The sequence below is a fragment of the Myxococcus sp. AS-1-15 genome, from assembly GCF_020037055.1.
Taxonomy (GTDB): Bacteria; Myxococcota; Myxococcia; order Myxococcales; family Myxococcaceae; genus Myxococcus; species Myxococcus fulvus.
In genome coordinates, this window is sequence record NZ_JAIQDF010000002.1 from 776,857 (window position 1) to 802,913 (window position 26,057).

Annotated in this window: 25 protein-coding genes and 1 tRNA gene; 16 read left to right on the forward strand and 10 right to left on the reverse strand. The window is 70.6% G+C overall.

The features are described 5' to 3' along the window. Positions 1 to 25: 25 nt before the first annotated feature. Entirely contained in the window at positions 26 to 1,615 is a 1,590-nt protein-coding gene (locus tag K8625_RS08935; RefSeq protein ID WP_223782420.1) for an amidohydrolase, read from the forward strand. 7 nt (positions 1,616 to 1,622) lie between these two features. Here the strand turns inward: K8625_RS08935 and nhaR are convergent, their stop codons facing one another. Then, complete coding sequence (gene nhaR / locus K8625_RS08940) at positions 1,623 to 2,522, reverse strand: transcriptional activator NhaR (RefSeq protein ID WP_046710904.1); 900 nt, start codon at positions 2,520 to 2,522, stop codon at positions 1,623 to 1,625. 120 nt (positions 2,523 to 2,642) lie between these two features. On the opposite strand from nhaR, the gene K8625_RS08945 reads away from it, so the two are divergent. Continuing rightward, positions 2,643 to 3,437: a sigma-70 family RNA polymerase sigma factor gene (locus K8625_RS08945; protein ID WP_223749307.1), complete on the forward strand. Its 795-nt coding sequence runs from the start codon at positions 2,643 to 2,645 to the stop codon at positions 3,435 to 3,437. A gap of 87 nt (positions 3,438 to 3,524) precedes the next feature. After that, positions 3,525 to 3,597, forward strand: a tRNA-Phe gene (locus tag K8625_RS08950). A gap of 36 nt (positions 3,598 to 3,633) precedes the next feature. On the opposite strand, the gene K8625_RS08955 is transcribed toward K8625_RS08950, so the two are convergent. Further along, positions 3,634 to 4,155: a hypothetical protein gene (locus K8625_RS08955; RefSeq protein WP_223782421.1), complete on the reverse strand. Its 522-nt coding sequence runs from the start codon at positions 4,153 to 4,155 to the stop codon at positions 3,634 to 3,636. Between the two features lie 138 nt (positions 4,156 to 4,293). Here K8625_RS08955 and K8625_RS08960 point away from each other — a divergent pair, with 138 nt between their 5' ends. The 4 genes from K8625_RS08960 (at position 4,294) to K8625_RS08975 (ending at position 9,740) form a co-directional block, all read left to right on the forward strand. Then, positions 4,294 to 4,839 carry a hypothetical protein gene (locus tag K8625_RS08960; protein ID WP_223782422.1) on the forward strand — a complete coding sequence of 182 codons (546 nt, stop codon included), beginning with the start codon at positions 4,294 to 4,296 and terminating at the stop codon, positions 4,837 to 4,839. 99 nt (positions 4,840 to 4,938) lie between these two features. Next, the gene (locus K8625_RS08965; protein WP_223782423.1) at positions 4,939 to 6,345 is read left to right on the forward strand and encodes a pitrilysin family protein; all 1,407 of its coding nucleotides are present in this window, start codon (positions 4,939 to 4,941) and stop codon (positions 6,343 to 6,345) included. Next, positions 6,342 to 7,814, forward strand: a complete 1,473-nt coding sequence (locus K8625_RS08970) for a pitrilysin family protein (protein ID WP_223782424.1) — start codon at positions 6,342 to 6,344, stop codon at positions 7,812 to 7,814. The genes K8625_RS08965 and K8625_RS08970 overlap by 4 nt, the downstream gene beginning before the upstream one ends. Before the next feature lie 240 nt (positions 7,815 to 8,054). Next, a complete protein-coding gene (locus K8625_RS08975; RefSeq protein ID WP_223782425.1) occupies positions 8,055 to 9,740 on the forward strand; it encodes a hypothetical protein in 1,686 nt (561 codons plus the stop codon). A 57-nt stretch (positions 9,741 to 9,797) separates the two neighbouring features. On the opposite strand, the gene K8625_RS08980 is transcribed toward K8625_RS08975, so the two are convergent. The 5 genes from K8625_RS08980 to K8625_RS09000 form a co-directional block, all read right to left on the reverse strand. Continuing rightward, the gene (locus tag K8625_RS08980; RefSeq protein WP_223782426.1) at positions 9,798 to 11,048 is read right to left on the reverse strand and encodes a DUF1615 family protein; all 1,251 of its coding nucleotides are present in this window, start codon (positions 11,046 to 11,048) and stop codon (positions 9,798 to 9,800) included. A gap of 422 nt (positions 11,049 to 11,470) precedes the next feature. Beyond that, positions 11,471 to 12,040: a hypothetical protein gene (locus K8625_RS08985; protein ID WP_223782427.1), complete on the reverse strand. Its 570-nt coding sequence runs from the start codon at positions 12,038 to 12,040 to the stop codon at positions 11,471 to 11,473. 450 nt (positions 12,041 to 12,490) lie between these two features. Beyond that, entirely contained in the window at positions 12,491 to 13,306 is an 816-nt protein-coding gene (locus tag K8625_RS08990) for a hypothetical protein (protein ID WP_223782428.1), read from the reverse strand. Positions 13,307 to 13,425: 119 nt separating this feature from the next. After that, positions 13,426 to 15,231 carry an acyl-CoA dehydrogenase gene (locus tag K8625_RS08995; protein ID WP_223782429.1) on the reverse strand — a complete coding sequence of 602 codons (1,806 nt, stop codon included), beginning with the start codon at positions 15,229 to 15,231 and terminating at the stop codon, positions 13,426 to 13,428. A 22-nt stretch (positions 15,232 to 15,253) separates the two neighbouring features. Then, the gene (locus tag K8625_RS09000) at positions 15,254 to 15,436 is read right to left on the reverse strand and encodes a hypothetical protein (RefSeq protein WP_223749317.1); all 183 of its coding nucleotides are present in this window, start codon (positions 15,434 to 15,436) and stop codon (positions 15,254 to 15,256) included. A 319-nt stretch (positions 15,437 to 15,755) separates the two neighbouring features. Between K8625_RS09000 and K8625_RS09005 the strand changes: the two genes are divergently transcribed. Together K8625_RS09005 and K8625_RS09010 are read left to right on the forward strand one after the other, a co-directional pair. Continuing rightward, the gene (locus tag K8625_RS09005; RefSeq protein ID WP_223782430.1) at positions 15,756 to 16,898 is read left to right on the forward strand and encodes a hypothetical protein; all 1,143 of its coding nucleotides are present in this window, start codon (positions 15,756 to 15,758) and stop codon (positions 16,896 to 16,898) included. Beyond that, entirely contained in the window at positions 16,895 to 17,158 is a 264-nt protein-coding gene (locus K8625_RS09010) for a hypothetical protein (protein WP_223782431.1), read from the forward strand. Before K8625_RS09005 ends, K8625_RS09010 begins: the two co-directional genes overlap by 4 nt. Before the next feature lie 3 nt (positions 17,159 to 17,161). Here the strand turns inward: K8625_RS09010 and K8625_RS09015 are convergent, their stop codons facing one another. Beyond that, positions 17,162 to 17,710, reverse strand: a complete 549-nt coding sequence (locus tag K8625_RS09015) for an ECF-type sigma factor (protein ID WP_223782432.1) — start codon at positions 17,708 to 17,710, stop codon at positions 17,162 to 17,164. A gap of 492 nt (positions 17,711 to 18,202) precedes the next feature. Here K8625_RS09015 and K8625_RS09020 point away from each other — a divergent pair, with 492 nt between their 5' ends. Further along, entirely contained in the window at positions 18,203 to 20,284 is a 2,082-nt protein-coding gene (locus K8625_RS09020) for a methyl-accepting chemotaxis protein (protein WP_370640387.1), read from the forward strand. A 55-nt stretch (positions 20,285 to 20,339) separates the two neighbouring features. On the opposite strand, the gene K8625_RS09025 is transcribed toward K8625_RS09020, so the two are convergent. Next, entirely contained in the window at positions 20,340 to 20,639 is a 300-nt protein-coding gene (locus K8625_RS09025; protein ID WP_223749321.1) for a hypothetical protein, read from the reverse strand. Positions 20,640 to 20,696: 57 nt separating this feature from the next. Beyond that, complete coding sequence (locus tag K8625_RS09030) at positions 20,697 to 20,996, reverse strand: hypothetical protein (RefSeq protein ID WP_223749322.1); 300 nt, start codon at positions 20,994 to 20,996, stop codon at positions 20,697 to 20,699. Between the two features lie 255 nt (positions 20,997 to 21,251). Here K8625_RS09030 and K8625_RS09035 point away from each other — a divergent pair, with 255 nt between their 5' ends. The 6 genes from K8625_RS09035 to K8625_RS09060 all read left to right on the forward strand — a co-directional run bounded on the left by K8625_RS09035 (position 21,252) and on the right by K8625_RS09060 (position 26,002). Then, a complete protein-coding gene (locus K8625_RS09035; RefSeq protein WP_223782433.1) occupies positions 21,252 to 22,187 on the forward strand; it encodes a 4-hydroxyproline epimerase in 936 nt (311 codons plus the stop codon). After that, complete coding sequence (locus K8625_RS09040) at positions 22,184 to 23,320, forward strand: FAD-binding oxidoreductase (protein ID WP_223782434.1); 1,137 nt, start codon at positions 22,184 to 22,186, stop codon at positions 23,318 to 23,320. The genes K8625_RS09035 and K8625_RS09040 overlap by 4 nt, the downstream gene beginning before the upstream one ends. Continuing rightward, positions 23,313 to 23,462, forward strand: coding sequence for a hypothetical protein (locus tag K8625_RS09045; RefSeq protein ID WP_223749325.1), 150 nt, complete (start codon positions 23,313 to 23,315; stop codon positions 23,460 to 23,462). Before K8625_RS09040 ends, K8625_RS09045 begins: the two co-directional genes overlap by 8 nt. Next, complete coding sequence (locus K8625_RS09050) at positions 23,455 to 23,724, forward strand: (2Fe-2S)-binding protein (protein ID WP_223749326.1); 270 nt, start codon at positions 23,455 to 23,457, stop codon at positions 23,722 to 23,724. The genes K8625_RS09045 and K8625_RS09050 overlap by 8 nt, the downstream gene beginning before the upstream one ends. 110 nt (positions 23,725 to 23,834) lie before the next feature. Beyond that, positions 23,835 to 25,115, forward strand: coding sequence for an FAD/NAD(P)-binding oxidoreductase (locus K8625_RS09055; protein WP_223782435.1), 1,281 nt, complete (start codon positions 23,835 to 23,837; stop codon positions 25,113 to 25,115). Continuing rightward, complete coding sequence (locus tag K8625_RS09060; RefSeq protein ID WP_223782436.1) at positions 25,112 to 26,002, forward strand: dihydrodipicolinate synthase family protein; 891 nt, start codon at positions 25,112 to 25,114, stop codon at positions 26,000 to 26,002. The genes K8625_RS09055 and K8625_RS09060 overlap by 4 nt, the downstream gene beginning before the upstream one ends. Positions 26,003 to 26,057 lie beyond the last annotated feature (55 nt).

The following is a 26,057-nucleotide window of genomic DNA, read 5'->3' on the forward strand; positions in this document are numbered from 1 at the left end:
AGGCAAGCACCCACGGAGGCGCACGGTGGCGACCACGGTCTATCTGGCGGAGCGAATCTGGACACTGGATGCCGAGCATCCACGGGCCCGAGCCCTGGCCGTGCGCGATGGCCGCGTGCTGGCCGTGGGCTCACCGGACGACGTGCGAGCCGCGGCTCCTGGCGCGCGAGAGGTGGACCTGGGTGACGCCACGGTGGTCCCCGGTCTGGTGGATGCGCACGCGCACATCCACGGGCTGGGCCGGAGCCTCACCACGGTGCGCCTGGAGAAGGCGCCCTCGGTGGACGAGGTGGTGCGTCGCCTGGCGCAGGGGCCCGCCTCCAGCTTCCAGGGAGACTGGTTGCTGGGACGTGGCTGGGACCAGAACGAGTGGCCCGGCGGAGCCTTCCCAGGGCGCGAAGAGCTGGATGCACGCTTCCCGTCGACGCCCGTGTTCCTCACGCGAGTGGACCACCACGCGGCGTGGGTGAACGGCGAGGCGCTCCGACGCGCGGGCATCACCCGAGACACCCAGGACCCGGAAGGCGGCCGCATCTTGAGGGATGCGCGGGGAGCGCCCACGGGAGTGCTCGTGGACAACGCGATGGACGTGGTCGCCGCGGCGATGCCTCCGCCCACGAAGGACCAACTCGAGACGCGACTGCGCGCGGCATTGGAGCGCTGTGCCCGGGTGGGCCTGACAGGCATTCACGACGCGGGCATGGACCTGGAGGCCTTCCGCGTCCTCCAGCAATGGGACGCACAGGGCACGCTGCCCCTGCGAGTCTACGCGATGGCGGCAGGGCAGGGCGACGAGCGGCACGCGTACCTGGAGCAGGGTCCCTGGCAGGGGCGGATGCTGACGATGCGCGCGGTGAAGTTCCTCGCGGATGGCGCGTTGGGGAGCCGAGGCGCCGCGCTCCACGAGGACTACAGCGACGAGCCCGGCCAGCGCGGGCTGTTGTTGATGTCCCCCGAGGAACTGGAGGCGAGGACGCGCGCGTTCATGGCGAGGGGCTTCCAGGTCTGCATCCACGCCATTGGAGACCGTGCCAATACCTTGGTCGTGGACGTGCTGCTGCGAGCCTCCGAGGCGACGGGGACGCAGGCGCTGCGACACCGTGTCGAGCACGCGCAGATTCTCCGACGCGAGGACATCACGCGCCTGGGCGCGGCGAAGCTCGTGGCGAGTGTGCAACCCACGCATGCGACCAGCGACATGCCCTGGGCGGAGACGCGGCTGGGCCGCGAGCGGCTGCGCGGAGCCTACGCGTGGCGCAGCCTGAAGGATGCGGGAGCGAACCTCGCGCTGGGCAGCGACTTCCCCATCGAGAACCCGGACGTGCTGGCGGGCCTGTACGCGGCGCGTACTCGGCAGGACGCCACGGGCAGGCCCGAGGGCGGCTGGAGGTCGGAAGAAGTCCTGACCGGACAGGAGGCCCTGGAGGGCTTCACGCTCGGCCCCGCGTGGGCGTCGTTCGAGGAGGCACGGCGCGGACGACTGGCGCCCGGACAGGACGCGGACTTCGTGGCCCTGTCCGTGGACCCGGTGGAGGGCGCCGCGAGGGGCCTGGTGGACGCGCGAGTCCTCGCGACGGTGGTGGCGGGCGTGGAGGTGTTCCGCGAGTCGCCGTGACTGCCGCTCACACGCTGAAGATCTGCGAGCGCGCCGCCTCGGCGATGGCGACGACGGCGGGGTGGCGCAGGCGTCGCTCGACGGTGATGGCGTAGAAGCAGGTCTCGATTTCGTCGGTGCGCCCGATGACGGAGCAGTTGAAGGCGCGCTCCATCTGCGACTCGATGACGGAGGGCATGGCGAACACGCCGTGCCCGCTCTGCCCGAAGGCCTGGAGCAGCGCGCTGTCGTCGAAGTCGCCGGCGATGAGCGGGCGCAGGTTCTGTCGCTCGAACCAGAGGTCCAGCGAGCGGCGCACGGAGGACTCGTCCGAGGGGAGCAGCACGGGCGCGCCGTCGAGCGAGCGGGGGAAGTCCTTCTTCAGGTGGCGCAGGTTGTTGGCCGCGAAGAAGGACACACCGCACTTGCCCAGCAAGTGATTGAAGGAGCGGACGCTGACCGGCTCGGAGCTGGGGGCATCGGCGAGCACCACGTCCAGCTCATGCAGCGCCAGGGAGGCGAGCAGCTGGGGCAGCGGGCCCTCGCGGCAGATGATGCGCAAGGAGGGCCCCGCCTCGAGCGCGGGCTTGAGGAGCTGCTCGGCCACCAGCTTCGGGATGACGTCGAGGATGCCCACGTTGAGCCGCAGCTGCTGACCCGGGGGGAGGCCCGCGACCACGTTCTTCAGCTCGTTGCCCAGGCGGAAGATTTCGTCCGCGTACCGCATCACGGTGCGGCCCACGTCCGTGAGGACCAGCTTGCGGCCCTGGCGCTCGAAGAGCTTGTGGCCCAGCGACTCCTCCAGCAGCTTGAGCTGGCTGCTGATGGTCGGCTGGGCGAGATGCAATTCCTCGCCCGCCTTGGCGATGCTGCCCGCCCGCGCAACCGTCCAGAAATACAGGAGATGGTGGTAGTTGAGCCAGCTCATGAGCTTAGAAATAACCTATGGATTCAGTTCAAACTACCTAATTTTTTTAAGGATGGCGGTGGCTTATCTCTTGGGGCGTTCGCGGCGATTGGTTCGCCGCGAATGACCCGGAGGAGGTCCATGGAAGCCATCAAGGTGAGCGAGTTCTGCGAGTCCCCTGAGCTTGAGGTGCCGGGCGCGGTGGTCGAGGCGCGGGTACGAGAGCACCTGAATCTGGTGGAGCGGTTGGCATGGAAGTACCGCTGGACGGGGCTGCCGCAGGACGAGCTGGTGGCGGAGGGCAACGTCGGGTTGATGGAGGCGGCGGGGCGGTTCGAGGAGCGGGGGGTTCCGTTCGGGGCGTACGCGAGTCAGTGGATTCGGGCGCGCATCCGGGCGTACGTGGGGCGCAACTGGAGCATGGCGGGTGGGCGGGCGCCCTGGGTGGTGTTCCAGCTGCGGCGGGAGCGGGCGCGGCTGGAGGCCCGGTGGGGGGAGGGGCATCCGGAGGTGGTGCGGCGGCTGGCGGACGCGCTGGGCAAGAAGGAGGAGGACGTGGCCCGGGCGGCGGAGTCGCTGACGCGCGATTTGTCGCTGGACGCGCCGGTGACGCAGGACGGGGACGTGACGCGGCTGGAGGTGTTGGAGGGGGACTTCGAGTCGCAGGAGGACTCGGTGGACCGGGCGCAGTGGGCGGCGAGGCTGCGGGCGAGCGTGGAGGCGGCCTGGCCGGAGCTGGACGCGCGGGAGCGGGCGTTGGTGGAGGAGCGGATGATGGTGGAGGAGGGGGTGAGCGCGGAGTTCCTGGCCCAGCGCTTCGGGGTGACGGCGGTGCGCATCCGGCAGATCGAGCAGGGGCTGAGGGCGAAGCTGAAGAAGAGGCTCACGGCCAGTCTGACGACCTGGGACGCGGAGGCGATGCCGCGGGCGGCGTGACGTGGAGGTGAAGGGCCGTCAAATGGGTGCTTGACGGCCTGGGGACGGGCTCGATATGAGAGCGCGGCTTCTCGCGGTGACCCGTACGCCCAGGTAGCTCAGTCGGTAGAGCAGGGGACTGAAAATCCCCGTGTCGGTGGTTCGATTCCGCCCCTGGGCACACGTTGAAGACTTCAGGGCCCTGGACCTCTCTGGTTCAGGGCCCTTTGTTTTTCCGGCGGGTGTGCGGATTGAGCAGGGGCGGGCCGCAGGAGAGGGCGCCACCCTTCACCTGGTTCTCCAGGCTCAGGGCGGAGGCGCCGTCCGGGACCTGAACGAACCGGTAGCCGAGGTGCGCGTGGATGAACGCCTGGGTCCGCTCATCCAGTGACAGGGCTCCGCTCGAGACTTGCTGGATGTCCTCGGGTGACAAGGTGGGGAGCACCAGCCGGTCGCAAACATAGACACAGAACTTGTCTCCGCTGCGCCGTCCGCTGGCGTGGCTCCTGAGTCGGTCCGCCAGTCCCCTGGGTTTGGTGGAGGAGGGCTCTTCCACGAGCGGACCTCTGCCTGCCATTCCCACGTAGACGAGCTGCTGGTCTCTCCAGATGGAGTACACGCCCGCGGCGATGCTCGGCAGGGTGCGGTCGGGCCAGTCCGAGAACGCGAACAGCGGCCCGTGCTCGAGATGATGGAGTGCGGCCGTCCAGTCGGGTCCCTGGAAGCGTGGGCTCGTCATGATGTGTGCAGGTTATCCCGCGCGGCGTGGTGGGCCCATCGTCGAGCGAGGTGGCGGCGAGCAGACGACCTCGTGCGAAGCCGGGTGCACAGGACGCCTGGGGCAGGGTAGAGAGAGGGCTCGGAGGAGTGACTCGAGATGGACGCGAACGCAGTGGCGGAGCTGGAGAAGGCGGGCGTGAAGGCGGATGCGCCGGACCGGCTGTTTGTCGCCGTGGAGTGGGACGCAGACCAGAAGCACGTGGTCCCCGTGGGCTCCCTCGCCCTGGTGCGTGATGGCGAAAAGCTCGCGCACGTCACGCTCCAGCCCATCTCCAAGCTGTGGACCGGTGACAAGGTCCCCCCCGACTTCACCAAGACTCCGCCTCCCGAGTATCACCCGTTCTTCATGCTCCTCGAGGCCACGGCCGCCGGCTACTGCCGCGCCGTGCGCAACACGGAGACGGACCAGGAGTTCGAGCGGCTCTATCGCCACCTCGCGCGCCGCCCGGATGGCACGGACCGCAACCCCCTGTTCTCGTACCTGCAGGGCGCCGCGCGCCTCTACATGTCCCTGCGCGACGTGAGCAAGGCCGAGTTCGAGGCCGTCGTCCTCCGCCTGCACCAGTCCGCCAGGCACCACCAGACGCACGTCGGAAGCATCAACTACTTCCAGGACGTGCTGCGCGGCGTGCTCGGCGCCTGAGCGCGTCATCCTCCCCGCTCGGTAGGCCCCCCGCCCGAAAACGGAATATCGTGCCCCGCCGCCCGTTCCCGGGCGTCTTCCTCCACCTCAGGAGCACGGATGTTCCGTCAGTCCCTCCTCTGGACGTCGTGCCTGGCGCTGCTGGCGGCTCCTGTCGCCGGCGCCCAGGCACAGGCCAAGGCCCCCAAGCCCGCCGCCGCGTCCTCCCAGAAGCTCGGCGCCAACGTCGAGACGCGCACCTTCAAGAACGGCCTCAAGGTCGTCGTCTGGCCGGACCACGACATCCCCAACGTCGCCCTCTTCAACTGGTTCCGCGTCGGCAGCCGCAACGAGTACCCCGGCATCACCGGCCTGTCCCACTTCTTCGAACACATGATGTTCAACGGCGCCAAGAAGTTCGGCCCCGGTGAGTTCGACCGCGTCATGGAGGCCAACGGCGGCTCCAACAACGCCTTCACCTCCGAAGACGTCACCGTCTACCAGGACTGGTTCCCCCGCTCCGCCCTCGACATCATCTTCCAGCTCGAGGCCGACCGGCTCCAACACCTGTCCTTCGACCCCAAGGTCATCGAGTCCGAGCGCGGCGTCGTCTACTCGGAGCGCCGCTCCAGCGTGGACAACAACAACATGGGCGCCCTCGCCGAACAGGTCCAGGCCACCGCCTTCGTCGCCCACCCCTACCAGTTCCCCGTCATCGGCTGGCCGTCCGACATCGAGTCGTGGCGCATCGAAGACCTCCAGCGCTACTTCAAAACCTACTACGCCCCCAACAACGGCACCCTCATCGTCACCGGCGCCGTCACCCCCGCCGAAATCTTCGCCCTCGTCGAGAAGTACCTCGAGCCCATCCCCTCGCAGCCCGCCCCCGAGCCCGTCCGTACCCAGGAGCCCGAACAGCAAGGCGAGCGCCGCGTCGTCGTGAAGAAGGTCTCCCAGTCGCCGCTGCTCCAGCTCGCCTACCACGGCATCGCCGGCAACGACGCGGACGCCGAGGCCCTCACCCTGCTGCTCAACATCCTCGGAGACGGTGACTCGTCCCGGCTCCACCGCCGCCTCGTGGAGGAGGAGCGCGTCGCCATCCGCGCCGGCACCATGTACTCGCCCGGCTTCGACCCCGGCCTCGTCTGGCTCACCGCGGACCTGCCCGCCGGCGGCGACCTCGCCCGCGCCGAGGCCCTCCTCACCGAGGAGGTCACCCGCGTCGCCAAGGACGGCGTCACCGAGGCCGAGCTGCGCAAGGCGCGCAACATCACCCTCGCCAACCACTGGCGCTCGCTGGAGACCATCAGCGGCCGCGCATACACGCTCGGCGCCTCCGAGGTCTTCCGCGGCGACTACCGCAAGGTCTTCGACGCCCCCGCCCGCTACGAGCGCGTCACCCGCGAGGACGTCCGCAAGGTCGCCGCCCGCATCTTCGTCACCCAGCGCCGCACCGTCGGCTGGCTCGTCCCCACTGACGCCGCCGAAGTCGCCACCCCCGCCGCTCGCAAGGACGCCACGCGATGATCGCCCCCCTCACCTGGAAGACGGTCCTCGCCGCCGTCCTGCTCTCCTCGGGCACCGCCGCCGCCCAAGGCGCCGCGCCGTCCAAGCCCACCCCGACCGCCGCGCCCGCCGCCACCCAGGGCGTCAAGCTGCCCAAGCCCACCACCGTCACGCTCAAGAACGGCGCGAAGCTGCTCCTCGTCGAGCGCAAGGAGGTGCCCCTCATCGCCTTCAGCGCGTGGCTGCGCGGCGGAGCGCTCGCCGACCCGTCCGGCAAGGAGGGCCTGGCCGCCCTCACCGCGGAGCTGCTCCAGAAGGGCGCCGGCGCCCGCGATGCCCGCCAGTTCGCCGAGGCGGTGGACGGCGTCGGCGCGATGCTCGACACCCGCGCCGACCTGGAGAACCTGGTCGTCAACGGCCAGTTCATGTCCCGCGACAGCGCGCTGATGGTGGAGCTGCTCGCGGACCTGCTCACCCGCCCGCGCTTCGCCCAGGATGAGCTGGAGAAGACGCGCGAGCGCATGGCCTCCGAAATCACCGCCGCCAAGGACGGTGACCCGCGCGGCCTCATCAACACCTACTTCGAGGCGTACCAGTTCTCAGGCCACCCCTACGGCACCCCCGTGGGCGGCACCGAGGCCTCGCTGCCCACGCTCAGCCGCGAGGACGTGCTCGCCTACGCCAAGAACCAGCTCGGCGGTGACAGGCTCATCCTCTCCGTCGTCGGTGACTTCGACAGCAAGGCGCTCGCGGCGAAGCTGGAGGCCGCGCTCGGTGGTTGGGCCAAGGCGGCGAGCCCCGCGCCCCAGGTGCCCGCCACCACCGTCTCCCAGGGCCGCCGCGTCCTGCTCGTCGACAAGCCCGACGCCACGCAGACCTACTTCACCATCGGCAACACGGGCATCGCGCGCAACGACGCGGACCGCGTCACCGCCAACCTGGTGGAGACGGTGCTCGGCGGACGCTTCACCTCGCTGCTCAACACCGAGCTGCGCGTGAAGTCCGGCCTCACCTACGGCGCCCGCGCCTACTTCGCTCCGAGCGCCCACCCGGGCACCTTCGCCATCTTCTCCTTCACCCAGACGGAGAAGACGGACAAGGCCATCGACATGGCGCTGGAGGTGTACAGCCGCTACCGCAAGACGGGCATGGATGACGCCATGCTCGCGTCCGCCAAGTCCTACGTGCTGGGCCAGTTCCCGCCCCGGCTGGAGACGGGCGGCCAGGTGGCCAACAAGCTGTCGGAGCTGGCCTTCTACAACCTGGACGCGAGCGACGTGGATGGCTTCGCCACCGCCGTGTCCGCCGCCACCCGCGAGTCCGTGGGCGCCGTCCTCCAGCGCACGCTGCCCGCGCCGGAGAACCTGACCTTCGTCTTCATCGGCAAGGCCTCCGCCATCCGGGAGATGGCCCGCAAGTACGGCCCCGTCACGGAGATGAAGATCTCCGACAAGCGCTTCGCCCCGGCGGCCGCGCCCGCCAAGCTCTGAATCCCAGGCGGTCCCATCGCGCCCTCCGGGTCCGCCGACACCACGTCGGCGCCGGGGGGCGCGGTGCGTCCGGCCCATGGACAGACATCCTTGCGAGGAAATGGCCCGCAACACCTGACGGGCCTGGATTGCGCAAACCTCGCACGGATGCTTGCTGGATGTGATTCATCGCGAGCGCCCCCTGGGCCGGCTGGAGGGCCTCGGCTAGCGTGCCGGGGCTTTCTTCCGAAGGGGGCTCTCATGAAATCGCCGCGATGGTCTTTCCTGCTGGGCGCGACGTGCGTCGCGTGGCTGGCGGGATGTGGAAGTGGTGCGCCCGAGTCGAGCGGACTCGGCGCCGGGCTGGCTTCCGTCGATACGGACACGGACTCGACCGGGGATGGGACGTGGATGGGGGAGCCCATCGCCGAGGGCTGCGAGCCGGATGGCGGCGTGCCCACGGATGGCGGCGTGCCCTCCGTCGACGGGGGCGTGCCCTCGGCTGACGCGGGAGTGCCCTGGGGCGTGGTCCAGGTGATGAGCACCACCCGCTTCCACACCTCTGTCGGCATCGCCGAGCGCCAGGAGGACCTGTCCGCCAATCCGCCCGAAATCCTCGTGCCCACCGGCTCGACGTTCGAGCTCCATCAGGGCTCGCCGGGCCCGGAGGGCGGCTGGAGGTTCACCGGCATCCGCCAGGGGCCGTACTACGTGCGCACGGGGTCAACCTTCCTCGTCACGAACTCGAGATACGTGGACGTCGGCCGCAACCGCCTGGGCCGCTCCGACGCGCAATACGTGGACGTGTCGTCCTCGCCGCTCCAGGTCAACCTGCTGAACCTGGCGCCATGGCAGAACTGGGAGAGCGGCACGCAGCCCGGCTCCAGCCTCCAGCTCACCTCGTCGCAGGTGGACCTGTACTCCACCGCGAGCGTCTTCGACTTCATCCCGGATGGCGCGACGTCCATCGTCACGTCCAACGCCGTGATGGACTCGGGCCTGGGCAACCTGCCGGTCTTCGAGGCGGACAAGGGAGACCGGCTCTACGTCAACCAGCTCAGCGAGTTCAGCGCGGGCTCCCTGCCGGATGGACGGCCGCTGGCCTACACCGCCGTGGAGCGCTCCGCGCAGGTGGGGGCCTTCGACTTCCTGCCGGATGGCTTCACGCCCATGCCTGTCACCGGGCTGCTCCAGCCGGCGCGGATGCGGGAGTTCCCCATCGAGTGGCGGCTGCCTGACTTCGCGCGCTTCGCCTCGCAGGTCCACCCCAATGCGCAGCCGGGGATACCGCGGCTGGACCTGGTGCCCGGTCCTCACGGATTGCAGGAGGGGTGGATTGGCTATACCGGAGAGCTGCTCAGCCTGAGCCTGCCGCGTGGCACCGCGTATGACCTCACGGCGCGTCTGCGGTTCGGCAATCCCTATCCGTCGAACTGGGGCGTCATCGGCGTGGTGTCCTATTCGTTCCGCAACCAGGAGCGCATGCCGGATGGCTCGGGCCGGCTGGGCAGCATCACCGGGGGCTATACGGAGTGGGACGCGGTCGACAATCTCATCGCCGGGCCCCTGGTGCCCAAGCTGTCGCCTCCGCTCGCCTTCACCATCGATGGTGTGTCCGCCACGATTCCGCGCAGGGTGGGGACCGTCAGCCCGGTGCTCGCGTGGACGCCGCCGCTGGTCGGCACGCCCAGCGCCTATCGCGTCAGCATCCAGCGGTTCGATCCGGACTTCGGCTTCGTGTTCACCTGGCGGGTGCTCTACATGCCCGGCTCCGTCACCCAGGTGCGCCTGCCACCGGATACCCTGGAGCCCGCGACCAGCTACATCGCCACGGTGAGCGCCATCGACAGCCCGAACTCCAACATCCACACCTACCCCTTCCGGACGTTGGATCGACTGCCGTATCGCTCGTTCGCCACCACGAGTTCGTACTTCACCACGCCGTGACGCGCGGCGGGTGAGCACGCCGGGAGCCCTGCGTGCATGGGGCTCCCGGTGGACGGGTCACTTCGCGCCCTGGATGTCCCGGGCGCGAGGTGGCGGCTTCGTCGAGTCGCGGTAGCGGCCCTGGCACTTCTGGAAGCGCGCGTCGACGGAGCGGGCGAACCAGGCCGTGGTGCGCTCGCCCTTCAGCTTCGGGCTCTGGAGCGTCACCTGCGGCAGCTGCGCGTAGACGGGGGACTGGCCCGTCTGGTTCGCGAAGACGCGCTTCACCGCGCGGAAGGTCTCCGTGGACTCGAAGGACTCCTCCTTCTCCTTCTTCACGTCGCGGCGGACCTGACGCTCGCTGAGGTCCGGGGCGAGCGTGCGACGGAAGGTGAGCAGCGCCGTCAGCGACTTGCTGTCCTGGCTCTTGGGCTCGCCGTTCTTGTCGTAGAGCTGGAGGTCTCCGTCGAGCACCAGCGACACGCCGGTGAGCTGGCTGACCTGGGCCTGGAGCGCGGCGTTGCGCGAGGCGTAGACCCCGGCGTTGTAGTCCGCGAAGCGGAAGAGGGGCTGGGGGTAGGCGGCCTCGAAGCCGAGCAGTCTCGCGGTGCCGTAGCGCACGCCGCCCGCGCGGGTGTACAGCGCGTCGCGCACCTTCACCGGGTCCGCGTCCTCGCCCGCCTTCTCCACCGCGTAGCGGACGCTCACCTGCATGGAGCCCGCGGTGGTGACGGGGTTCAAGTCCTCCAGTCGCCGCGAGGAGAACAGGGCGCTGGCCAGGTTCATCGTGGCGTAAGTGGTGGGGTACTCGGCCTCGTAGAACGCGAGCATGTCGCGGAAGAGCTTGTCGAGGTCCCGCTCGGTCTGCACGGCGCGCAGCCGCTCGTCGAACGTGCGCTTCTGGCCGGGCGCCTTGCCGGAGAGCACGGAGGCCAGGGCCTTGTGACCGAGCGGGCCCAGCGTGTCCGCGTGCTCCTCCAGCTTCGCGCGCACCATGCGCGAGAGGTTCGGCACGGCGGGGTCCGCCTTGTAGCCGGACTCCTGCTCGATGATGGCGAGCACGGAGCACACCGCGACGGGAGAAGGCGGCACGTCCTCCGCCTCCAGCGCGGCGAGCACGTCGCGGGCCCAGCCCTCCTTCTCCTTCACGTGCGTGGGGATGAGGCGGGTGACCTGCTGGACGGAGAGCCTGGGAGGGGGCGGGACGGTGGGCTCGGGCGTGCCCGCGCCTCGGGGGGCGCAGGCGGCGACGAGACACAGCAGGGCCCAGGCGACGCGCTGAGCTCCGCGGCGTCGCGTTCCGGTTCCACCTGGGCCTGGGTCATCCATCCGCGCGCCTCCGAGATGCGGCACACCGCTCCACCGATGTCGGACGGTGGAACAGCCCGTACGGCGACTTCCTCCCGCCGCCGTGCTCGTCGACGGCGGGACCGCGGAGGCATTCAGTCCGTGACTCGGGGCGTCATCCTACCTTGGCTCAGGAGGAGGCGGAATGTGTTCGCACGGGAGCGCGGGTGGGTCGCACCTCGCGTGCGACGTGGTGACGACTCCAGGATGGCGAAGCCCGATGGCTCGGGCGTGTCCTCGTGGCGTGATTGTCTGCGCCTGCTTATCCGTGGGGGGCGCGCGGCGCGCGGGGCACCGCGGCCTTCCATGACGACGAATCCCGATGGCTCGGGCGTGTCCTCGTGGCGTGGTCGTCGTCTCGGCTCGGCGAGAAGTGGACGGTCGCTCTCGTCAGCAACTGCCTGTCAGCGGCGGATGCGCACGTCGCGCGCGACGCTGCGGCCTCCCATGAGGACGAACCCCGCTCGCACCGGCGTGCCCTCCTGGAGCTGACGCAACGACACGCGCCGGCCCTGGCGCATGCCCTGGCTGCGCTCGTCGAGCGTGAGCACGTAGTCGTTGCCCTCGCGGTCTCGCACGGTGATGGTGTCGCGGCCCACGCGCTTGACCCGGCCGCTCACGGCGCTGGAGGCGATGACCACGTCCTCGAGGGAGCGGTTCGACGTGTCCTCGGGGAGCGCGGCCTGCGCCGCTCGCGCGGCTCCCTTGAACCAGTCCTCGTCCTCGCTCGCCTGCACCGCCTCGGTGCCAATCATGATGCGACCCGCGCCACCGGTCCCCGTGCTCGCGGTGGCGTTGCCCTGCGCGGGGCCCGTGCTCGCGGCGTTGCCCTGCGTGGTGCCGGAGTTCCGCGCGCCCGTGCTGGCGGTGCCCGTGCTCACGGCGTTGCCCTGCGCGGTGCCGGAGTTCCGCGCGCCCGTGGTCGCATTGCCCGTGCTCGCGGCGTTGCCCTGCGCGGAGCCGGTGTTCCTCACACTCGTGGCAGCGTTGCCTTGCGCGGTGCCAGGAGTCCGCGAGCCCGCCGCGGTGTTGCCCGGGGCTGTACCCGTTACAGGGTTGCCTCGCGTGTCGCCGACCGTGCTCGTGCCGGTGTTCTGCTCAGTACCCGTCGGAGTCCCGACGAGGCCCGCCAACTCGGGAGACTCGACCTGCTCGGACTGTCCACTCGTGGCGCGAGCCGCCCTTCCACCTTCGTGTCCCTGGCGCTCGGCACAGCCCGTGACGCACGCGCAGAGACCCAACATTCCCACCCACGCCCATCGACTACCCATCCGCGCACCTCGCGTTCTCATTCGGAGTGACCTGCGAGGAGGTCCGTGCAAACGCCGTGCTCCAGCCAACCAGCCCGGGGGCCCGTGCCCTCGTCAGTCCCTGACGGCGTCTGCTCGCCTGCCAGCCCTCGATGCGTCCGGCCCCGACGTCGCTCAGCGAGGGCTCGCCATCGCGCGCGCCACGGCCTTCACGTGGGTTCGCACCAGCTCGCGCGACGCCATCAGGTCCGTGGCGTTGTCGGGCGTGTAGCCCAGACACAGCACCACGTCGTCCTCGGGCGAAGCGCGCACACCGAGCTTCATGTAGTCGAGCATTCGAGGCACGGGCTCGCCCTCCGTGTCCTTCGTGAAGCGACCGAAGACGCCCGCCTTCGAGTCCCTGCGCGGCGCCGTCTCCTTCAGCGCGAACAACTTCCGCACCGCCGCGAGCACCCCGGGCTGCTCCACCATCTGCTCCGGCCGAGCCGGTCCACCCAGCTCCCACTCCAACAGCCGCAGGCAGCCACGCACGTACTCCACATCCGTGATGACCAACCCATACAGATACCAGTCCGCGCACGCCGCCTGGACCAGGCGCGCCTGCCCATCCGTCAGCCACCCGAACGACGGACACGTGAACGTTTCACACACCGACGCGCGATACACGCCGCAGTCCCGCAGGTCCGTCCCACCCGTCGTCAGCGGATGCCCCAGGCACCCCACCTGCTTGCGGTCCTTGTCCAGGAACCCCAGCAGCGGACACACCCTGACCGCCGGGAACATCGGCGCCGCTCGGCGCGCGTCCACCAGCTCCTTCGCCGCCGCGCTCCAGGCAGACGCCTCGTACGGCACCCGACGCAGCCGCTCGGTCTGCATCGCGAGCTGCTCCATCAGCGCCCCGCGCGAGTGGTCCCTGAAGTTGTAGAGGCCACAGCAGGCGCCACACGAGGCGCCCCCACCGGGCTGGCAGAGGTGGAAAGAGACAGACACCCTTCACATCTTACGAGCACCAACGATTAATGCAGCCGAAACGTAGCGAGCGAGCAGTCGTTTCACACACTCCGAGCAGGCGGCCGGGCGTCGGAGTGTGAAGCCCGAGTGGGGTGGGTTCAGAACCACTCGGGGCGCATCCGGGCGTAGGAGTCCTCGCCGGTGCGGCACAAGTCGACGAGCAGGGGCACGCGGGGCAGCTCCACCGCGAACCAGTACTGCGCGGCGGCGAGCTTCCCCTCGTAGAAGTCCGAGTCGCCCTGGCCGCGCGCCAGGCCCTCCTTCGCCGCGGCGGCCTGCTCCAGCCAGCGCCACGCCACCGCGAGGATGCTGAACAGCTCCAGGAAGTCCGCGCTGTGGCGCAGCATCAGCTCCACCTCGCCCGCCATGCCCTTGGCGCCGAGCTCCGAGACGAGCTCCGCCACCTCGCCACACGTCCGCTCGAGCGCGTCACCCCACCCAGCGTCCACGCCCGCCGTCTTCGCGCGCGCCACCGTGCGGCCCACCTCCCGCGCGAAGGTCGCCAGCGCCGCGCCGCCGCCCGCCACCACCTTGCGGCCGAGCAGGTCGAGGCCCTGGATGCCCGTGGTGCCCTCGTGGATGCTGTTGAGCTTCTGGTCCCGGAGCCACGCCTCCGGCAGGTACTCGCTGGAGTAGCCGTAGCCGCCGTGCACCTGCACCGCGAGCGCGTTCGCCTCGAAGCCGCGCTCGGCCGGGAAGCTCTTCGCCACCGGCGTGAGCAGGTCCACCAGCAGCCCCGCGCTCCGGCGCGTGTCCTCGTCCGCGGCGTGTGACGCGAGGTCCGCCTGGTACGCCGCCGTCACCAGCAGCGACAGGCCGCCCTCCACGATGGCCTTCTGTCTCAGCAGCATGCGCCGCACGTCCGCGTGCTCGATGATGGGCGACTGCGGCCGGGTGGCGTCCTTCGCCCCGGCGGGCCGACCCTGGGGCCGCTCGCGCGCGTACGCCACCGCCTCGTGGTACGCCGCCGACGCGGTGGCCACGCCGTTGAGGCCCACCATGATGCGCGCCTCGTTCATCATCTGGAACATGCACGCGAGCCCCCGGCCCGGCGGGCCCACCATCCAGCCGCGACAGTCACCCGCCTCGCCGTAGTTGAGCGCGAGGCTGGGGATGCCCTTCCAGCCAATCTTGTGGATGACGCCCGCCACGCGGACGTCGTTGTCCACCAACGCGTCGCCCTCGCGCCGCCGCGCCGGCACCGCGAACAGGGAGATGCCCCGCGTGCCGCTCTCGGGGCCCTCGGTGCGCGCGAGCGTGAGGTGCACGACGTTCTCGGTGAAGTCCTGGTCGCCGCCGCTGATGAAGATCTTGGAGCCCTGGATGCGCCACGTGCCGTCCCCCGCGGGCGTCGCGCGCGTGCGCACGTCCGCGAGGCTGCTGCCCGCCTGCGGCTCGGTGAGGGCCATGGTGCCGGTCCACTCGCCCCGGTACAGCGGCTCCATGAAGGCCTGCTTCACCTCCGGCGAGCCGAAGACCTCCAAGAGGTGGGCCGCGCCGTGCGTCAGCCCCAGGTACGCGTACGCGCTGAGGTTGGCGGCCATGAGGTACGCGCTGGCCAGCGCGTGCACCGTCATCGGAAGCTGTTGTCCGCCCACGTCCGGAGGCCGGGTGGCGGTGAGCATGCCCAGCTCGACGAGCCGCGGGTACAGCTCGCGCATCAGCGGGTGGACCTTCACGCGGCCGCCCTGGAAGGACGGGGGCTCCAAATCCAGCGTGCGGTACGTGGGGTAGAGCACCTCGCGCGCGAAGCGGCGGGCGCTGTCGAGCAGCAGGCCGAAGGTCTCGCGCGAGTGCTCGGCGAAGGCGGGAAGCGTGCAGAGATGCTCGACGTGAATCACCTCGTCGAGCTGGAAGTCCACGTCGCGGTCCGACAGCAGCGGATTGGGGCGGGGCGCGCTCATGCCCGCGTTGTTAGCAGGAGCGCTACCAGGAGGCGATGGCCTCGTCGAAGTCCACGGCCTCCTCGTCGTCGTCGCGAGGCGCGTGGGTTCGCAGTGCGGAACGGCGCCACCGCTTGCCGGGACCGCGAGGCGTCTGGTGCCGCTCGCCCAGGACCTCCAGCAGGCCGGACGTCATCGCCGCTTCACCCAGGCCTTCCAGGCGCATGGGGCGACGCAGGCGCCCCAGGAGGCGTCGCCGCGCCGGGCCCGAATCCCAGTTCGAAGATGTTGTGCTCCACATGACACGCTCCTGCTCCGGGAGGCACCCGCTGCTGCTTGCACGTACGACTCCTCAACTTGGGTCTGCCCTCCGGTCCGTGCCATGTGGGGAGCGCTCGCCCCCTCGCCGGCCGCCGGCTGGACGACACGGAGACCGAGCGCCCGTCCGCTCGGCCCCCGGCCTCGAACGACCGCTCAGCTGTCCGCGTTGACCGTTCACCGGCGTCGTCCACGGAGGCACTGTCCGCTGGCGGATAACCCGGGGCATGCGACGCATGCTCCTGCTGCTGCTGGCGATGGCGGTGTGGGTTCCCTCCCTGCAACTGGGGTTTCGTCCCGACAATCCCCGGGACTGGGTGCCGGCGCTCGCCGCGCGGCAGCGGGCCCTGGCCCTGGTGGCGGAAAGCCCCGAGCGCGACGTGCTGCGTCGGTCCAATCCGGAGTGGGACCTGATGGCGCGCACCTTCTGCGTGCTCGCCTTCGCGAACCTGGCGCTCCACGAGCCGGAGCGCAGGGCGGAGCACCTGGCCGTCGTCGACACGCTCATCACGCGCACGCTGGAGGACGAGCGGGGAGGGGTGGACACGTTCCTCCTGCCGTACGTGCACGCCGCGCCGTTCAGGGACGCCTCGGGGCGCAGCCTCTTCATCGAGGGCGAGGTGGCGTTGATGCTCGCGGCCCGGCAGCTGGTGGAGCCGCGCGAGGCGTGGGCGTGGCCGCTGCGCGAGCGGGTGGACCGCATGGCCGCGCAGCTGGAGCGGGCCCCGCTGCTCTCGGCGGAGAGCTATCCCGACGAGGGCTGGATCTTCTGCAACACCGTGGCGCTCGCCGCGCTGCGCCTGTCCGACGCGGTGGATGGCCGCAGCCACGCCTCGCTGCGCGAGCGGTGGGTGCGCTCGGCGCGCGAGCACCTGCTGGACGCGCGCACCGGGCTGCTCGTCTCCAGCTTCACCCACGAGGGCGCGACGCGGGACGGACCCGAGGGCTCATCGCTGTGGCTCGCCGCGCACATGCTCCAGCTGGTCGATGCCGACTTCGCGCGCGAGCAGTTCGAGCGCGCCCGGGCGCTGCTCATCGGCGAGCGCCTGGGCTTCGCCTGGGCGGCGGAGTGGCCCGCGGCGGATGCGCGCGCGGACGACATCGACTCCGGTCCCACGATTCCGCTGGTGAACGCGAACGCGGGCTCGAGCGGATTGGCGCTGGTGGCGGCCTCGGCCTTCGGCGACGAGGCGCTGCTCATGGGGCTGTCCACCAGCCTGCGCTTCGCCGCGTTCCCCATCCTGGAGGACGGCGGCCTGCGCTTCGCGGCGGGCAATCCGCTGGCCGATGCCGTGTTGCTGTACTCCCTGACGCAAGGTCCGCTGTGGCGGCGAGCGCTGTCACCGCGAACGCTGGAGGCCCACCGATGATGCTCACCCGGATGTCGCGCGCGCCCAGGGTCCTCATGGCGCTGGTGTGGGTCGCCGTCTTCCTGCTGCTGCACCTGGCGGGAGGCCGGCAGTATGTCGGCGTGCTGTCGGGCACCCGCGTGGGGGGCGCGCCCGAGCTCGTCTTCGGGCTCCTGTACGCGCTCACGTGGTTCGGCGCCGTGCTGCTGGCGCCCATCCTGCTCCTGGCGGGCCTCGCGGACGCGGCGCTGCCCCGGCCGCCTTCGGCGAAGCGGCGCTGAGCCTCAGTGGCTCAAGCGCTCGGTCAGCCAGACGCGCACGTAGGACCAGTCCCGGCGCGCCGTCGCCTGGGACACCTCGAGCACCCCGGCCGTGTCGGGCAGGCTCAGGCCCGCGAAGTAGCGCAGCTCCACCAGCCGCGCGAGCCGGGGCTGGAAGGACTCCAGCTCCGACAGGGCCTCCTCCAGCTGGAGCACCTCCAGCTCGGCGCCCGCCGGCGCTTCGTCTCCCAGGTGACGCAGGCTCACCCGCTCGCGCCTCGCCGCGCGACGCAGGAGGAGCGGCGCCCGGGCCCGGTCCACCAGGACCTTGCGCATGGCGCGCGACGCGGCGCACAGGAAGCGGGGACGGGACTCCAGGGGGACGCCCGCCGCGAACAGCCGCGCCCAGGCCTCCTCCACCAGCCGCACGGGGTACTGGGGCGTGAGCTCGGACACCTCCGGCGAGAGCCTCCACTGGAGCTCCCGACAGGCCGCCGCCATCAGCGCATCCCGAGCGCCCGAGTCCTCTTCCCGCGCCCCTTCCAGCAACTCCGCCAGCTCCGCCGTGCTCATGTATCCCCCTCGGTCCTACCTGGACCGCCCCCGGAACCATCTCCGTGCTCCTTCTTAACGACGGATTAGCCGGAAATCCTTGAGCGGCCGGAAGTAACCCTCACCGGGCAACAATCCCACCCGGGCAGGTGGGGAGGCGGCCCGGACCGTTGACCCGCTCGGCGGAGGGCCTCTTCGGGGCCGGCGCCCCGATACAGCGTGTCGACATGAATACATGCATGACACAGCTCGCGGTTTGTTCGTGATTGGCTCGCGTGACGCGAGTTTGTTCCATGAAGACAGTGGAGCAGTGTTCCAAGTGTCGACGTCCGTCTCGAGCCTGCTCACACGCGGGGAAGGAGCAGACGGGCGGGGTGGGGTGGACCCGTTTACAGCGATGTCTCGAACACACGAGCATCGCCATACATGTCTTGGTCTCCTGTCTCGCAGCGCGTGTCGTCGTCGTGTCGTGTCTCGCGTCGCGGTCCTGCTGTTTGCAGAGGGCGTCACCGCGTGTCGCAATCCACGCGTTGGCTGGTGGTGCTGTGCTGGATGCTGGTGCTGGCGTGGAGCTCCGCGGCCCAGGCGCAGACACGCGCCGCGAGCGTCATGGAGTTGAAGGACGGGTGGCTCCATCACTGGGGAGACTCACCGCTGGGGCCGGACGGCGTGCCCACGTGGGCGAAGGAGCCCGACAAGGTCGACTGGAAGTCGATGGAGGCGCTGAAGGTCCCGCCGGGTCGGGAAGCGCACACGATGTTGTGGGTGAGCATCCCCGTGCCTCGAGGTGGATGGGGTGAGCCCGCGCTGATGCTGGGCTCGGTGACCAACGCGTACGAGGTCTATGTCGACGGCCAGCGTGTCTACGCGAACGGGAAGCTGAACCCGTCGGGGACCGAGGTGCGCGAGTCCATCTGGGCGCAGCTGATTCCGCTGCCCGCCTCCGCGCAGGGCTCGCGGGTGCTGCTGCGCATCCAGAGCAGCACGGCGGCCATGGGCGTGAGCCAGCACGCGCGGGTGGGGCCTCGCCACGAGCTGCTGGCGCGGGTGGTGCGCACGGGGCTGGGCTGTCTCGTCACCGGCAACCTGCTGCTGGTCATCGCGCAGGTGGCGCTGGGCATGTCGCTGCTGGGGCGGCAGCGGCGCATGTTGTTGGCGCTCGGCGTGTTCTCCGGCGGCGCGGGCGTGCTGCTCGTGGGCATGAGCGGGGTGGTGAGCGCGGTGTGGGGCGTGGAGCTGTCGCTGTGGCGCGCCACGTTCCTCGCGGCCTACTGCGTGCTGCCGGGGCTGGGCTGGTTCATCCAGGAGGGCATCCTGGAGGGGCGCGCGCGCTGGTTCAGCGCGGTGGTGTGGACGGTGACGGTGCTCGCCGCGCTGCAGGCCGTGGTGGCCATGGTGGACCTGGGGACGGCGAGCCGGCTGTTCCAGGTGCTCATGCTGTACTCCATCCCGGTCCTGCTGACGTACGTCATCGTCGCGGTGGTGGCCGCGCTCCGGGGCAACGTCGACGCGCGCATCTTCAGCGCGGGCCTGGGGGTGCTCACCCTGGTCCTGGTGGCGGCGATGCTGCCGCTGTTGGGCTGGGTGAAGATGGAGGGGATGTTCATCCACTGGGGCTTCCTCGCCTTCACCGCGTCGCTGGTGGGAATCGTGGCGCGGCGCTCCTCGCATGTGGTGCGCTCGCTGTCGTCGCACGCGAGCCAGCTGGAGGCGCGGCGCAAGGACGTGCGCGAGCTGGCCGAGGGCATGGGCACCGGCGCCGGGGAGCTGGCCACGGTGGCGCAGCAGCTGCGCACCTCGAGCGAGGAGCAGACGGACGGCATCGGACGTCAGGCGACGGCGCTCAAGGAGCTGGAGCAGACGGTGCAGGAGATTCGCCAGGGCTCGCTGGTGACGGCGGACAAGGCGCGTGTGCTGGCCGAGTCCATCGTCGCCGCGGAGGAGGCGGGGCGCGACGGCGGCGCGGCGCTGGACAAGACGCTGACGAACCTGGAGGCCATCCGCGAGGAGGTGTCGGAGATGGCGCGGCGCATCCTCGCGCTCGATGAGCGGACGCGGGAGATCGCGGGCATCGTCGACACGGTGAAGGGCCTGGCGGACCAGTCCAACATGCTCGCGGTGAACGCGGCCATCGAGGCGGCGCGCAGCGGCGAGCACGGCCGGGGCTTCAGCGTGGTGTCTCGCGAGGTGCGCAGCCTCGCGGACCAGTCCATCCTGGCCACCCAGCGCATCCGCGAGGTGCTGGAGGGTGTGAGCAGCAGCATGCGCGAGGCGGCGAAGATGAGCGAGCAGGGCGAGCAGCGCGTCCGGGTGAGCGTGGAGGCGGTGCGCGTCTCCGGCACGCAGCTGCGCAAGCTCGCGGGCATCATCGGCGACACGAGCAACAGCGTGCGGCAGATCTCGGCGGCCGTGTCACAGCAGGACGCGGGCACGTCGCAGATCGCCGTGGCCATCCAGGACATGTCGGAGCAGATGCAGCAGACGCTGCGGGTCGTCGAGGAGACGCGCAACGTGACGCGCTCGGTGCAGACGCTGGCGCAGAGCATGGCCGGCTCGGCGCGCAAGGCGCTCGAGTCCGGCACGCTGGGCAGCTGAGGGAGTGCGTCTCGTCCACGCTCCTCGCGGCGTGGACGAGAGGGAGGACGCGGCCTCAGTGGGCGGCTTCACCGCCGCCGCACAGGCCACTCCAGTAGTAGTAATAGGGCGTGGGCGTGGTGTCGCCCCAGGTCTGGATGACGCCGCGGCACTTGCAGATGACCACGCCGGTGGGCTCACCGCTCATCGAGGGGTCCGCGTAGTAGTAGTACTCCCAGGCCGTCGTGCCGTCGCAGACGTCGCTGGCGCTCCGGGACGTCCCGTCCTGGACCTGCTCCTCGCCGTCGTGAGCGACTCCACAGCCCGTGAGGACCGCGGCCGTCAGCATGACTCCCAGGAAGTTGCGTGGATGCATGTCGTGCTCCTTGAGGGGTGAGGAACAGATGCTATTCCATGACGGATGCCATCCGGCTTACGGCTCGATGGGGCCGGCGCAGAGCGGGTGGAAGGGGCCACACGCGAAGCGCTGGGTGCAGAATCCACCCCCCTGGGTGGGCCAGGCGTAGGCGACCGTCTCGGGGGCGCCGGGAGGGCAGTCGAGGGTGTGTGAGTCGACCCGGCACCAGTCCGCGGGGTCACACGTCCACGGGTCCGAGATGCGCTGGTGAGTGGACGTGTCCCGGGCCTGGGGACTCCCGGCATCGGAGTCCGGACCACAGGCCGTCAGGAAGAAGGCCACCACGACAACTCCACTTCGCTTCCGAAGGTTCATTGCGTGCTCCCTTTGCGTGAGGAGGCACAGCCTCGCCCGAAGGGCTGACACGCGGCCAGGGCCGTGAGGCGGGCGCCGTGGCCGGGTGCGTCACCCGGTGCCGAGGCCATGGCGCCGCGGGGCGGGAAAGGGGGGCTCCTCGCTCCCGGCGCATTTGCGTGTTTGCCACGCGGGTGTGGTCGAATCGCGCAAGAAACCGCGCTCCAGGACTCCTAGGGTTGCATCCGGGAGGTCCGGGTGGAGGGCTTGGTCCGCATGCGGCGCATTCGAGTCATCGACAGTCATACAGGGGGTGAGCCCACGCGGGTGGTGACGGAGGGGGGCCCGGAGCTGGGCACGGGCGACCTGGCGAGCTTGCGCGAGCGGTTCCGGGAGCGCTTCGACGACTTCCGCAAGGCCATCGTCTGTGAGCCCCGGGGCTCGGACGTCATGGTGGGCGCGCTGTTGTGCCCGCCCGTCAGCGCCTCGAGCGTCGCGGGCATCATCTTCTTCAACAACGTCGGCTACCTGGGCATGTGTGGCCATGGGACCATCGGCGTGGTGAAGACGCTGGAGCACCTGGGCCGCATCGGCCCCGGCGTGCACGCGCTGGAGACGCCCGTGGGCGTGGTGAAGGCCACCCTGCACCCGGACGGGAGCGTCAGCATCGCCAACGTGCCCAGCTACCGCTGGGCGCACGACGTGAAGGTGGACGTGCCCGGGCATGGCGAGGTGCACGGCGACATCGCGTGGGGCGGCAACTGGTTCTTCCTCTCGCGCGCGACGAACCCGCCGCTGGAGCTGGCGCGGGTGCCGGCGCTGCTCGCGTACACGTCCGCCATCAAGCAGGCGCTCGCGGACCAGGGCATCACGGGGGAGGGGGGCGCGGAGGTCGACCACGTGGAGCTGTATGCGCCGTCGCCGACGCCGGGCGTGGATGCGCGCAACTTCGTGCTGTGCCCGGGGCTCGCGTATGACCGTTCTCCGTGTGGCACGGGGACGAGCGCGAAGGTGGCGTGTCTGGCCGCGGAGGGCGCGCTCGCCGAGGGCGACACGTGGGTGCAGGAGAGCATCATCGGCAGCCGCTTCCAGGCGCGCTACGTGCGTGATGGCGAGCGTGTCCTGCCCACGATTACGGGCACGGCTTCTGTCAACGCGGAGGCCACGCTGCTGGTGGACCCGAAGGACCCGTTCGCGTGGGGCATCGGATGAGCGCCTTCGACTGCGTCATCGTCGGCGGTGGCATCGTCGGCGCGGCGCTCGCGGAGGCACTGTCCACCGAGGGGATGTCCGTGGCGCTCGTCGAGGCGCGCTCCATCGGCACCGCGACCACCGCGTGCGGGATGGGACACCTGGTCGCGATGGATGACAACGCGGCGGAGCTCGCGTTGACCGCGTACTCCGTGTCGCTCTGGCGGCAGCTCGCGCAGGGACTGCCGCGCACCGTGGAGTACGACGCGTGCGGCACCTTGTGGCTGGCGGCGGATGACGAGGAGATGGCGGCTGTCTCCGCGAAGGTCGCCAATTATCGCGCCGCGGGTGTTCGGGCCGAGGTGTTGGATGCGGCCGCGTTGTACGAGGCGGAGCCTGCGTTGGCCCCCGGGCTCGTCGGTGCGCTGCGGGTGCCGGATGACGCCGTGTTGTATCCGCCGGTGGCCGCGCGGACCTTCGCGCAGAGGGCGCAGGCGCGTGGGGCGAAGGTGATGACGGGATGTCCGGTCCGGGAGCTGCGGCCCGAGGGCGTCTTCCTGACGAACGGGGAGGTACTGAAGGCCGGGCGGGTGGTGCTCGCGGCGGGCGTGGCGAGTCCCTCGCTCTGTCCGGAGCTGCCCATCTCCCCGCGCAAGGGACACCTGCTCATCACGCGGCGCGGTGCTCCCGTGGTGCATCACCAGCTCGTGGAGCTGGGGTACCTGAAGAGCGCGCATGGCACGGATGGGGCGTCGGTCGCGTTCAATGCGCAGCCCCGGGTCACCGGGCAGTTGCTGCTCGGGTCGTCGCGGCAGCCCGGGGAGGCGAGCCGTGAGGTGGAAGCCGTCATCCTGGAGCGCATGCTGAAGCGCGCGGCGATGTTCCTCCCGGGACTCGATGGCTTGCAGGCGCTGCGCGTGTGGACGGGACTGCGTCCGGCGAGCCCGGATGGACTGCCGCTCTTGGGAGCGCATCCGGAGAAGCCGTGGCTGTGGCTGGCTTGTGGGCATGAGGGATTGGGCATCACCACCGCCACGGGGAGCGCGCGGCTGGTCGCGGACCAGATGCTCGGGCGTAAGAGCGCCATCGATGTGTCGGCGTACTCGCCCTCTCGCTTCCTGGGTGGGGCGACTCGCGAGGTGGCGCATGCGTGAGTGGGTGCCGCAGGGCGCCTCGACGGACGTGCGCCGCCCATGGATGGGCGCTTCGTCGCTCTACGCCGCCGGTGGGCTGATGCATGAGCAGGAGTCGCAAGGCTCCTGGAGGCCGCGTCGTCGCGAGGTGCCCCATGGGTGAGCCGTCGCGCAAGGCACCTGCCTCCGTCACGCTGCGTATCAACGGGCAAGCCGTCACCGTTCCCTCGGGCACCTCCGTGGCCGCGGCGCTCGCGATGACGGAGCGGTTCGTCAGCCGCGCGGACCTGGGTGGACGTCCTAGGGGCCCGCTGTGCGGCATGGGCGTGTGCTTCGAGTGTCGGGCCACCGTCGACGGCGTGTCCGAGGTCCTCACGTGCCTGACGCCGTGTCGTGACGACCTGGAGGTGGTGACCGATGGGTGAGGGATTCATGCCCGGAGTTGCGCGTGTCTCCTCCTCGTTGCCGAGTGGGTGCGAGGCTCGCCGTCTCCTGTGCGTCACGGCCCGCTGTGTGTCCGAACAGGAGGGCCCCGATGCGTGAGACGTGTGACGTCGTCATCGTCGGCGCGGGACCCGGTGGGCTCGCCGCCGCCTGTCATGCGGCTGAGGCGGGATTGAAGGTCCTGGTCCTCGATGCGCAGCCCGAGCCCGGTGGGCAGATCTGGCGCGGTGAGGCACGGACGGGGAAGAACCCGCTCGCGCGCAAGTGGCTCACGCGCTTCGCGGCCTCGGGTGCTCGCTTCCGTCCTGGCGCGCGGGTCATCGCCTCGCCCGAGCCCGGTGTGCTCCTGGTGGAGGAGGGCGCCTCTTCGTTCACCGTGCACCATGGCCGCGCCATCCTGGCCACGGGTGCACGTGAGCGCTTCCTCCCGTTCCCCGGCTGGACGCTCCCCGGTGTGCTCGGTGTCAGCGGTCTCCAGGTGCTCGTGAAGGACGGCCTGCCGATTCGCGGCAAGCGCGTGGTCCTCGCGGGCACCGGGCCGCTGCTCCTCGCCGCCGCCGCGACGATTCAGTCCCACGGCGGTGAGGTCCTCTCCATCGCCGAGCAGGCTCCCGCCGCGGACCACTGGCGCTTCGCGCTCCAGCTCTGGCGCCATCCCTCGAAGCTGCTCCAGGGCGCGGTGATGACCGCGAAGCTCATCAGCGTCCCCACGTCCACGGACGCGTGGGTGCTCGCCGCCGAGGGCACGGACCGCCTGGAGTCCGTGCGCCTGTCCGTGCGAGGCCACGAGGAGCACCTGCGCTGCGACTACCTGGGCGCGTCCTATGGCCTCGTGCCCAACCTGGAGCTGCCCCGGCTGCTGGGCTGCGAGGTCTCCCACGGCGCGGTCCTCGTGGACGACCGACTGGAGACCCGCGTCCCTCGCGTGCACGCCGTGGGCGAGCTGCTCGGCATCGGCGGTGTGGACCAGGCGCTCGTCACCGGCGAGCTCGCGGGCCTCGTCGCCGCGGACCGTCCCGTCCCCGAGTCTCTCACCCGTGCCTGGCGAGGCGTGCGCGACTTCTCCGTCCACCTCGCGCGGCACGACGCACCCCGCGAGGAGCTGCGCCGACTGGCCCGGCCCGACACCCTGCTGTGCCGCTGCGAAGACGTGCCCCTGTCCGCGCTGGAGGGCTGCACGAATCTGCGCGAGGCGCGCCTGTACGCCCGGCTGGGCATGGGCGCGTGTCAGGGGCGCACCTGCGGCCCCGCGGCGCAGACGCTCTTTGGTTGGTCGGGCGAGGACGTGCGCCCGCCCTGTCTCCCCGCGCGCATCGGCAGCCTGCGCCTTCCTCCTCCCGACGTTTCCCCTTCCCACACGAGCAAGTCATGAGCCTCTGGTCCGGTGTCCTCCCCGCCATCACCACCCCCTTCAACGCGGACCTGTCCGTCGACCACGGCGCGGTGCGCTCGCACGTGCAGTGGCTCATCTCCCAGGGCTGCACGGGCATCATCCCCTGCGGCTCGCTGGGCGAGGGCGCGACGCTGACCTCCGAGGAGAAGGCCTCGCTGATGCGCACGTGCGTGTCCGCGGTGAAGGCGCCCGTCATCCCCGGCATCGCCGCACTGTCCACCGCCGAGGCCGTGCGGCTGGCCCGCGCCGCCGAGGAGGCCGGGTGCGCCGGCCTCATGGTGCTGCCGCCGTATGTCTATTCGAGCGACTGGCGCGAGATGAAGGCGCACATGTCCACGGTCCTCCGCGCCACGAAGCTGCCGTGCCTGCTCTACAACAACCCGGTGGCCTACAAGACGGACTTCACGCCCGCGCAGCTGGCGGAGCTGGCCGCCGAGCACGACAACGCGGTCGCCGTGAAGGAGTCCTCCACCGATGCCCGCCGAGTCACCGGCATCCGCGCCCTGCTGGGTGACCGGCTGACCCTGGGCGTGGGCGTGGATGACTGCCTCGTCGAGGGCGTGGAGGCGGGCGCGCGCTTCTGGGTGGCCGGGCTGGTGAATGCCTTCCCCGCCGAGTCGGTGCGCCTGCTCGAGCTGTCCCTGGCCGGCAAGAAGGACGCTGCGTTCGCGCTGTACCGGTGGTTCCTGCCGCTGTTGCGCCTGGACACCGTCCCCAAGTTCGTCCAGCTCATCAAGCTGGTGCAGCAGGAGATGGGCTGGGGCCACGAGCGGGTGCGCGGGCCCCGGATGGAGCTGGTGGGCGCCGAGCGTGAGGAGTGCCTGCGCGTGCTGCGCGAGGCGTTGGCGAACCGCCCCGCGCTGTAGGGGCGAGTCGTGGTGTGACGTAGCCGAGGTCGAAGCTTCGAGGGGCACGGCCGTG

What these genes read in the sequence shown, in the direction of transcription:
- nhaR (WP_046710904.1), bottom strand. Translation starts at nt 2,522, where the DNA reads ATGAGCTGGCTCAACTACCACCATCTCCTGTATTTCTGGACGGTTGCG.
- K8625_RS08945 (WP_223749307.1), top strand. Translation starts at nt 2,643, where the DNA reads ATGGAAGCCATCAAGGTGAGCGAGTTCTGCGAGTCCCCTGAGCTTGAG.
- K8625_RS08955 (WP_223782421.1), bottom strand. Translation starts at nt 4,155, where the DNA reads ATGACGAGCCCACGCTTCCAGGGACCCGACTGGACGGCCGCACTCCAT.
- K8625_RS08960 (WP_223782422.1), top strand. Translation starts at nt 4,294, where the DNA reads ATGGACGCGAACGCAGTGGCGGAGCTGGAGAAGGCGGGCGTGAAGGCG.
- K8625_RS08965 (WP_223782423.1), top strand. Translation starts at nt 4,939, where the DNA reads ATGTTCCGTCAGTCCCTCCTCTGGACGTCGTGCCTGGCGCTGCTGGCG.
- K8625_RS08970 (WP_223782424.1), top strand. Translation starts at nt 6,342, where the DNA reads ATGATCGCCCCCCTCACCTGGAAGACGGTCCTCGCCGCCGTCCTGCTC.
- K8625_RS08975 (WP_223782425.1), top strand. Translation starts at nt 8,055, where the DNA reads ATGAAATCGCCGCGATGGTCTTTCCTGCTGGGCGCGACGTGCGTCGCG.
- K8625_RS08980 (WP_223782426.1), bottom strand. Translation starts at nt 11,048, where the DNA reads ATGGATGACCCAGGCCCAGGTGGAACCGGAACGCGACGCCGCGGAGCT.
- K8625_RS08995 (WP_223782429.1), bottom strand. Translation starts at nt 15,231, where the DNA reads ATGAGCGCGCCCCGCCCCAATCCGCTGCTGTCGGACCGCGACGTGGAC.
- K8625_RS09000 (WP_223749317.1), bottom strand. Translation starts at nt 15,436, where the DNA reads ATGCGCCTGGAAGGCCTGGGTGAAGCGGCGATGACGTCCGGCCTGCTG.
- K8625_RS09005 (WP_223782430.1), top strand. Translation starts at nt 15,756, where the DNA reads ATGCGACGCATGCTCCTGCTGCTGCTGGCGATGGCGGTGTGGGTTCCC.
- K8625_RS09010 (WP_223782431.1), top strand. Translation starts at nt 16,895, where the DNA reads ATGATGCTCACCCGGATGTCGCGCGCGCCCAGGGTCCTCATGGCGCTG.
- K8625_RS09015 (WP_223782432.1), bottom strand. Translation starts at nt 17,710, where the DNA reads ATGAGCACGGCGGAGCTGGCGGAGTTGCTGGAAGGGGCGCGGGAAGAG.
- K8625_RS09025 (WP_223749321.1), bottom strand. Translation starts at nt 20,639, where the DNA reads ATGCATCCACGCAACTTCCTGGGAGTCATGCTGACGGCCGCGGTCCTC.
- K8625_RS09030 (WP_223749322.1), bottom strand. Translation starts at nt 20,996, where the DNA reads ATGAACCTTCGGAAGCGAAGTGGAGTTGTCGTGGTGGCCTTCTTCCTG.
- K8625_RS09035 (WP_223782433.1), top strand. Translation starts at nt 21,252, where the DNA reads ATGCGGCGCATTCGAGTCATCGACAGTCATACAGGGGGTGAGCCCACG.
- K8625_RS09040 (WP_223782434.1), top strand. Translation starts at nt 22,184, where the DNA reads ATGAGCGCCTTCGACTGCGTCATCGTCGGCGGTGGCATCGTCGGCGCG.
- K8625_RS09045 (WP_223749325.1), top strand. Translation starts at nt 23,313, where the DNA reads ATGCGTGAGTGGGTGCCGCAGGGCGCCTCGACGGACGTGCGCCGCCCA.
- K8625_RS09050 (WP_223749326.1), top strand. Translation starts at nt 23,455, where the DNA reads ATGGGTGAGCCGTCGCGCAAGGCACCTGCCTCCGTCACGCTGCGTATC.
- K8625_RS09055 (WP_223782435.1), top strand. Translation starts at nt 23,835, where the DNA reads ATGCGTGAGACGTGTGACGTCGTCATCGTCGGCGCGGGACCCGGTGGG.
- K8625_RS09060 (WP_223782436.1), top strand. Translation starts at nt 25,112, where the DNA reads ATGAGCCTCTGGTCCGGTGTCCTCCCCGCCATCACCACCCCCTTCAAC.